Annotated in this window: 13 protein-coding genes and 2 pseudogenes; 4 read left to right on the top strand and 11 right to left on the bottom strand. The window is 43.5% G+C overall.

Annotation, left to right across the window (positions count from 1 at the left end; all coding sequences use genetic code 11):
• Positions 1-296: pseudogene (locus V7K15_RS00205) on the top strand (AIPR family protein); the annotation flags it as partial.
• Between the two features lie 3 nt (positions 297-299).
• Here the strand turns inward: V7K15_RS00205 and V7K15_RS00200 are convergent.
• Positions 300-698, bottom strand: a pseudogene (locus V7K15_RS00200) (dienelactone hydrolase family protein); the annotation flags it as partial.
• Between the two features lie 293 nt (positions 699-991).
• Here V7K15_RS00200 and V7K15_RS00195 point away from each other — a divergent pair.
• Complete coding sequence (locus V7K15_RS00195) at positions 992-1,531, top strand: DUF2267 domain-containing protein (RefSeq protein WP_334901934.1); 540 nt, start codon at positions 992-994, stop codon at positions 1,529-1,531.
• Positions 1,532-1,585: 54 nt separating this feature from the next.
• On the opposite strand, the gene V7K15_RS00190 is transcribed toward V7K15_RS00195, so the two are convergent.
• From V7K15_RS00190 to V7K15_RS00160, 7 genes are all read right to left on the bottom strand, one after another.
• Positions 1,586-2,218 (bottom strand): IS110 family transposase, encoded by a 633-nt coding sequence (locus tag V7K15_RS00190; protein ID WP_334901932.1) that lies wholly within the window; start codon positions 2,216-2,218, stop codon positions 1,586-1,588.
• A 13-nt stretch (positions 2,219-2,231) separates the two neighbouring features.
• A complete protein-coding gene (locus tag V7K15_RS00185; RefSeq protein WP_334901930.1) occupies positions 2,232-2,957 on the bottom strand; it encodes an IS110 family transposase in 726 nt (241 codons plus the stop codon).
• A gap of 340 nt (positions 2,958-3,297) precedes the next feature.
• Positions 3,298-3,513 carry a hypothetical protein gene (locus V7K15_RS00180; protein WP_334901928.1) on the bottom strand — a complete coding sequence of 72 codons (216 nt, stop codon included), beginning with the start codon at positions 3,511-3,513 and terminating at the stop codon, positions 3,298-3,300.
• 8 nt (positions 3,514-3,521) lie between these two features.
• Positions 3,522-3,716 (bottom strand): hypothetical protein, encoded by a 195-nt coding sequence (locus V7K15_RS00175; protein ID WP_334901926.1) that lies wholly within the window; start codon positions 3,714-3,716, stop codon positions 3,522-3,524.
• On the bottom strand, positions 3,713-4,399 hold the full coding sequence (locus tag V7K15_RS00170) for a hypothetical protein (RefSeq protein ID WP_334901924.1): 687 nt from the start codon (positions 4,397-4,399) through the stop codon (positions 3,713-3,715). Before V7K15_RS00170 ends, V7K15_RS00175 begins: the two co-directional genes overlap by 4 nt.
• On the bottom strand, positions 4,396-4,566 hold the full coding sequence (locus V7K15_RS00165; RefSeq protein WP_334901922.1) for a hypothetical protein: 171 nt from the start codon (positions 4,564-4,566) through the stop codon (positions 4,396-4,398). The genes V7K15_RS00170 and V7K15_RS00165 overlap by 4 nt, the downstream gene beginning before the upstream one ends.
• 194 nt (positions 4,567-4,760) lie before the next feature.
• Positions 4,761-5,150, bottom strand: a complete 390-nt coding sequence (locus tag V7K15_RS00160; protein WP_334901921.1) for a hypothetical protein — start codon at positions 5,148-5,150, stop codon at positions 4,761-4,763.
• 60 nt (positions 5,151-5,210) lie between these two features.
• On the opposite strand from V7K15_RS00160, the gene V7K15_RS00155 reads away from it, so the two are divergent.
• Positions 5,211-5,459, top strand: coding sequence for a hypothetical protein (locus V7K15_RS00155; RefSeq protein WP_334901920.1), 249 nt, complete (start codon positions 5,211-5,213; stop codon positions 5,457-5,459).
• Positions 5,460-5,472: 13 nt separating this feature from the next.
• On the opposite strand, the gene V7K15_RS00150 is transcribed toward V7K15_RS00155, so the two are convergent.
• The 3 genes from V7K15_RS00150 to V7K15_RS00140 all read right to left on the bottom strand — a co-directional run bounded on the left by V7K15_RS00150 (position 5,473) and on the right by V7K15_RS00140 (position 6,549).
• On the bottom strand, positions 5,473-5,691 hold the full coding sequence (locus tag V7K15_RS00150) for a hypothetical protein (RefSeq protein WP_334901918.1): 219 nt from the start codon (positions 5,689-5,691) through the stop codon (positions 5,473-5,475).
• Positions 5,681-6,037: a hypothetical protein gene (locus V7K15_RS00145; protein ID WP_334901916.1), complete on the bottom strand. Its 357-nt coding sequence runs from the start codon at positions 6,035-6,037 to the stop codon at positions 5,681-5,683. The genes V7K15_RS00150 and V7K15_RS00145 overlap by 11 nt, the downstream gene beginning before the upstream one ends.
• Before the next feature lie 359 nt (positions 6,038-6,396).
• On the bottom strand, positions 6,397-6,549 hold the full coding sequence (locus tag V7K15_RS00140) for a hypothetical protein (protein WP_334901914.1): 153 nt from the start codon (positions 6,547-6,549) through the stop codon (positions 6,397-6,399).
• Between the two features lie 58 nt (positions 6,550-6,607).
• On the opposite strand from V7K15_RS00140, the gene V7K15_RS00135 reads away from it, so the two are divergent.
• Positions 6,608-6,871, top strand: coding sequence for a helix-turn-helix domain-containing protein (locus V7K15_RS00135; RefSeq protein WP_334901913.1), 264 nt, complete (start codon positions 6,608-6,610; stop codon positions 6,869-6,871).
• Positions 6,872-7,157: the final 286 nt, after the last annotated feature.

Below are 7,157 nucleotides of genomic sequence, written 5' to 3'. Positions count from 1 at the left end.
ATTTTCAAGCGAATCCCAATTGCATCATCGCCACCGCCCATATAGACACGTTCCCTACAGACCTACCCCTAGAACCGAACATCAGGGAACCAAACCGCAAAAGCGCGACATACAGGCAAATCTTCGACTCGGTGACGACTCAACCGGAGAAATTCTTCTCCCGTCACAGTGGAATAACCCTTTGTGCAAACAAAGTTAAACCCAACAAAAACAAAACCGAACTAGAACTAGAAGTCTTAGAAGCTAGTGAGGGTGGAAGTGATGGAATTATCAACGGCGGTCACACAGTTTTAGCAGGCGCCGATTGCATTATCTTTGACATTGGGTAAAGTTTTTAGGTAAGCGATGGCAGCTTGAATATCGCTTAAAATTTCTTGATACTTTACTTGTTGATAGTATTGCAAGCCAAGCCGATAGCCTTCTGGGCTATACCCAGCATCTTCTTGGCTATACTCAACTTTAAAACCAGGAGCAATACGTTGATAAAGCGTGGGTGCTATTGCCACATAACCTTGTTTAGCGATTAATTCGGTGATATCGTTAATGTTGCTATTGACGCCAAAAATTTCTGGAAAAACTATAACCGCGCCGAAGGTTGCCTTATGTGCTGGTTGAGCTAAGTAAGCATCGATTTCTAAATCATTGTTAGGTACTTTGACATCGCAAGTGTTAATTTCGATGTTTGTTGTTTCTACCATCTTTGTTTCGGCTGATTTTAGACCAATTCATCTATTCTGACTGTTTTTTGACACCAATGGGCGATGTCTACAACGGGGGGAAATACCAGGAGTATTGCTCTGCTCAATGAAGGAAAATTCCTTACCCTCAAGCATGACCTTCCGGCTTTGCTGCTGTGAGCAGATCAAATAAATTTCTAACTTTTGAATAGATGGCATTTCAAACTTCTGGATGATGCTAAAGGTTTTTGATTTGTGCGACCTTACATAAAGTAAGCATAAAGACTCAAAATTAAAAAGCACAAGAAAAAACAATGCCCGATCAATCATTTAGGAATAACATTCCAGAAATTGACCCAACGGAGATTGAAGATACTCGAGCTGTGATCGCTGACGAACATGGCTCGTTTCTGGAAAAGGTGATGGTCAAAGCCGGATTTGCAGATCCCTATGATGCAAGAGACTTTACCGAAGTTGTGTTTCGCGTTATGCGCGACTTAATGACCACGGACACAATTGATCGCGTTGAGGGAGAACTGCATACAGAGGCTGTGCTTACGGATGAAAAAGCACTCCAGTTAGAAGTGGCAGAACTCTGGAAAGACACCAATCCCCTTGTGAGATTTTTAAGTCGAATTCGTCAACCTTTAACAGGCCCGGCTCCCCTTGGAATTGATTCCAATCTATTTCTCAGGCGGGTTGCTAATGAAGGAGGACTTCCAGGAACAGTCGAGGTAGAGCAGGCAATTAAAGCGGTGTTTTCTGCCACCAAAGACGAACTTTCTCAAGAGCGGATTCAGGAAATTGCAGGCTGCCTGCCTGATCGTATCCGTGAGCTTTGGGAGCAGCCTTAATTAGAAGTCTAGAAAAGTCAAGTCTGTTTGCGAGTAATGATCACAAACAGGCTTTCAGGGTAACTGAATTATTTTACACAATTCAGCAAACAGCAGATTTACTACTTTGCTCATTAGCTTTCCCTGGATGTGCTTACCACCTAGTAATTTTTCACCTTGTTCACTAACGTTAGCTTTGAGTGAGTCACGGTAGTTAATCAATTCGCTGGTAAGTTCATTTTTTGGTAGCCTGCCAGTTTCCACCCCAGTTAGCACGTATTGCCACAGACTGATCCTACACAAAGATGAACCGCTTGGTTTCTCAACTAAACCATCGCCGGACTGTTCCAAGGTGGTGCCCATACCTAGCCTCATTTTGAAAGTGTCGCGGCTGCGGTTGCGTTTGATTCGTTTGGTATCGCCAGCTAAACGCCGGACTGTGGTTTGTCCGTCTTTACGATCGCGCTCAGTTTTCTTTACCTCCCGCACTTCGTACTCAATTACGGGTTTACCGTTGACACCCAGGAATGACTCAAAAGGGTAAATTCTAGTGAGCAACCGCGATCGCACTCTTAACCCAAAGCCGAACTTGTTAAACACGGTCATGTAAGGCTTAAACTCACTCACAGAAAGCATCTCATTGATTCTTGCTTCTAAGCGCTGCTCATAGAGCGAGATATCACACATCCATTCGGCGTGTAGTTCCAAGATTGGATCGATTTCAATCCCGTAGTCTTTGGCGATGGATATGTTTATAGCGATTTTCGATTCTGGTTTTCCCGGCGGGCGAAATTTCCAGCCTTTTAGCTAACCATGGCCAAAGCGGTGGTAAAAACCCAGCTTTGCTAGATGCGCTCTTGGTGTGCGCCACTTCTGGGAATTGCCAAGCCAGAAGCTGTCTAGCATAATTTATGATTGGCGACTGCACCCGGTTAAGGTGTTCGAGTTGCTGGCAGAGGTCGCGGAGTTCGTCGATCGGTTCTGGGCGGTGCATGAGGAAATATCTCATGTTTAACTCCCCGGTTTCCAAGTGATGATCTGGATCGTGACCGTAAGCGGCCATTGCTAAAGCGTCGGCAGGGTCACTTTTATTTGGGAGGTTTTTACCACCTCGGTAACGCCGCAATTCCACATGACCAACCCACAAGATTTTGATTTCTAGCTTATTGAGGATGGATGCCCACAGTCTTGAATAGTGGTTTCCGGTTGGTTCCAGAATTGCGTAACCTGGCTTGATTTCTGCTAGATAATCAGCAAAGTCAAAAGCAGATTTTTGCTTTTTCTTAGCATCAGGATTGGAGTAAAAAGCCGGATATAAACTTGATGCTTTATTCCTAGTTTTATTCCAATATCCTTGTAATCCGCCGATTGGATATTGTGTTAAAATATGAGTGGTTATACTCGATTTACTAACATCAATCCCCAAAATAGTTGATTCTATTGTCATGGTTCTGCGTAACTAATGGTGGTTTTCAAGGACTGGCATCCTTTGATTTACCCGAACTTAATAGCGCACGAATCACCCTAATGCCCCACGCTTGAGGGGCGCGATTCAGGAGTAAAGGCATTCGGGGAAATTAATCACAGAAAGGCAGCGCATGAAAGCCTAAACGCCCCTATGCGAGGCGCATTTCTATATCAACACCGCACTTTCTGCGATTAACTTGCTGATTGCTTTGGACACAATCCGCGACGACGGGGTATATAGCCCGTCGTTTCGGCTACTGTGTCAGGTAGCCCACGCTGAAGAAGCGCGATCGCAATTTAAATTACGATTCATCAGGCGGTTAATGGTCATCATGCTTTAACTTTTGAATAACTTCTATTAGATTGTCAGAAACTGGATCGAGCAAATCATAGAGTTCTTTATCTATTTCCTTGTTTGCATATTCGCTGTCATTCATGATTTTTAAAGCCTCGTCAATTTTGGCTTTGATGTGTTGGCACGAATGCCAAATTATGTAATAGTCCCATGCAGGATCTGGTATTTGGTTATTATTCATAGGATTCTCTACTTATTATTAGCTTCGCCGGGCGGGGTGTTGATGAAAGTGCTACAGGAATCGTAAGTTTTTAGTAAGAAAGAAAGCAAGTCATCGCGGGTAAAATTGGTCAGTTCTAGTTTCAAGTCAAACGTTTCATCCTTGTTAAATTCACTAATGCGTCTGAAGAATTCGCACTTGATTTTTACTTGGTTATTACTCATTTGAACCAGTCCTCCTCTTGATCTGGATAGTAGTAAGGTGGCATTTCTCCCCATTCATTTAGCCAAAAATCATCTTCATCTAGGTATTCACGCCCACATAATTGAGGTGGTCTACCAGGATAGAGAATGGTAGCTACACACTGAGCAAATAAAATGGCATAATCACATTCAGGATTTTTTATATCGGTGTAGCAATGGCAATTGTTAATGTATTTATAGCCATCTCTCACCCATTCCAAACGAAAGAATTCATAATGCCATTGTTCTTTATCTCCCCAAGTTTGAGGGCGAGAAAATTCTGCAAATGGTCTTTCTACTTCGCTTTTGTATTCATCCACGCCGTAAATAGCTACAGCATTGTGAGTTTCACGAATTTCTAGTTTAGGATTTTGCTGACTAGGTTCAATTACATGGTCATGCTCAGGATTCCATCCCATTTCAAATAACTCTCTGAGTGAGTCGTTCATGGGAATTTCATCAGCAAGAGACTTGACAAAATGTCTAGTTTGTTCGCTGATAATTCCTGTATTTTGGGGATGTCTCAGTGCTAGTTGCAGCTGAGAAATAATTTGCCAAGCCATCAATGGAGAAATATTTAGCCCAATTTCTGGTTCATTTGATAGCTGCCGAAAATCATTGGCGTATTTGGCTGTTAATTCTTCTATTACTTCATCTTCATTCATAATTTCCTCTGCTGGCAACTACATTGCTTGTTAATTGAAGTGGTAGTATTTTCAATCGCTTTAATCAGTGCTACAGCATCTTCACCGAAGAATATTTGTTTATCGCCATTCTGCCAAGTGACCACTACTACACGGCTTGGCAATTCTTCAAATTGAATTTGACGCAATTGGGCTAGGTTAATCCAACCAGCTGCTGGTAAGAAAGCAACTAAACACGGATGGTGTATTGACTATGGTGTACATTTTGGTAAACTAACTTTGGTATCTGTCTGTGGCGATGTTTAGGGCCGGCTTTGCTTACGCACACCTGTCAAGGGCGAAAGCGCGTAGCTGGCCGGAAGCATCGCCGTAAAAATTGCGATCAAAAATACTTATTCATATCCTCAACAGCCTCGTCAAACTCAGGCGGTTCGGATTTAAAAGGGATATCGGAATCTTCACCCTCCCGATTATTGATTTCTTGAGCAGCTTCAAGCAATTTATACTGGTTATTGAGCGACTCATAATTGTCTTTCAGAACCGCGTACTCTGTTATGAGAGAGGCTAATTCTTTCTTCCTGTTTCTAATCTCCTGATCAATTTTGTTGTGTATCGCTTTCTCATGGATTTGGCGCTCAACACTTTCTATCAGATTCTGTGTAGCAACTTCTTGATCCTCGTGTTCATCGGCTTGTGCGGTTTTCTCTAGCCGTGCCGAATTATAGTCACCCAAATTTAAAACTCTTTGGTAAGTGATGGTTGTTACTTTCATTTGCTCCAAATATGTTATTTTTGACTTGTACAAGTTTGAACTGTTAGAACCGATAAAGCGATGGCTTCGCCCGCCGCAGGCATCGCACTCAAAGACCGCGATCGCTTCCAATTAACTCTGCACTTCAAACTCTGCGAGGCGGTTACGGAAAACCACTTCAATTCGGCCACTGAAAAGTTTTGTCACAATTTGGTAGTAATTGTCCGCATCGTTGCGGCGGCGGAACTCAGACAAGATAATCCACTTGCATGGGGAAACTTCTCTGAGAACGATCCAATCAAAAAGCTGTTGTTGATAAGTCATAGGTAAATGCTCTTTGAAACTAGGTTGGGTAGTTTTCTTTCAAAAAGGTGTGCAATTCCTCATCAGAAAATTGATGAAACTTTTGCTTACCAATATCCAGATATTTGACGCGGTGTTCGATTGCAGTTGCACCTGTATGTTTTGCTAAATCCTCTGTGATTAGGGCATAGGCGACAACCAGATATGACAGGAAGTCGTGGGAAAGTAATACATCAGCTTTGGGTTCTTTAATCTGCATAATCTAAATTTGACAATATAACTGAGGTAGCCTTGCCCTTAATAATTAGGCGGCCATTGTGATCACGCTCCGTCACCAAGTCGGCACGGGGTGCAAGTGGTAAATTTCGAGTTTTTATCCGAGGTGGCTTTTTAGCCGACGCTGGTAATTCTGATGGCAATAACTCCTCATGAAAATCTCGCTCGACGGCACGCGCCAGATTGGGACGGGAACGATAAATCATCCCGTGGGCATCGTCAAGCAGTTCGGTTAGGGTTTTAATCTGGTCCCTCAACTGCTCAATTTCTTTTTCTAGTTGGCGAATCCGTTTTTTTCGTGTTACATACTTTCCTTTAATCTCAGTCATATAAAAAAGGTGCGACCGGCCGCTCTTTTGCGCGTTTTTCAAGAAACTGTGAGGAGTTGCAAAACCACACGGTGATTTTGCACTTCATGATCGTGCATCTGTGCGTGAGCCATTACCTACACGCCAGCCTCTAGGGGATTTTCACCCAGGTCTTAATTTCCACAGCCCACCGTGTCACCACCTCGGCATATTGCCCTTGGTAAATGTGGAATGCCCTACTAAGGTCGGTTACAGATTGCGGCCGCATACAAATGCACGTCACCAGCTTTTATTCAAGCCGCGACTTGTATAGACAAACACTTAATATCTCTACTCGCTCACTTAACCTATTGCCGGACACTGGTAGCCTGAAACACCCTTCATCGGCTTTCAACGGCTATTGCACGTAAGGTGCTACTTTCCCGGATTTGGCGATCGCTATCAAGATGAGACACTTTAAGTTCAACCAGCCAAATAAACCATCTCTCTGCCGAGTCAGTTATATCGGCTGGTCTTTTTTTGTCGTTCAACATGAATGATACGTCCTGTCATGTCTTCTCTCAAGACGTTTCATTCATGAACTAAGCGTCTATGATAGAAGATAACCAACAACAACAGGAAAAGTCTCCCTTGAGGCTACTAAGAGAAGAATCTGGACTAACACGTCCTCAAGTTAAGCAGAAAATAGGTGTTTCAGAGCGACGGCAGGCTGACTGGGAGTCTGGAAAAGCCATGCCAAGTGCTGAAAACGTGGTGGCATTATGCCGTTTATACAAAGTCTCCTTGAAGACTATGTTCAAATCGTTAGGTATTGATATCTCAGGCATACCTGATGACTGTGAGTTAGCTGACTGATACTAAAAATTCGCCACAGTGCTGTAGGAAGCACTGTGGCGTAACCAAATCTCTAAACTAATCATGACAGAATCTGACAACGGAGCGGCACCCAGGCAGCTGACATTGTTCGCGCGCGGTGGAGTCGCTCGAAGCTGCGGCTTACCCCCTCGCCTCTGATTCTTACTGGGATGAAATAACCAATGGCGATTGCGATCGCTGGAATCCTGCACACTTCGGAGAAGTACCATTTCAGACTGACGGTGATCAGATAACAATTTTTTGGGACATCGACGAACCCCCAGAC

This window comes from Nostoc sp. (assembly GCF_036919815.1).
Taxonomy (GTDB): Bacteria; Cyanobacteriota; Cyanobacteriia; order Cyanobacteriales; family Nostocaceae; genus Nostoc.
The sequence above is the reverse complement of the archived record's forward strand: the minus strand, read 5'-3'. Positions and strand labels throughout refer to the sequence as shown.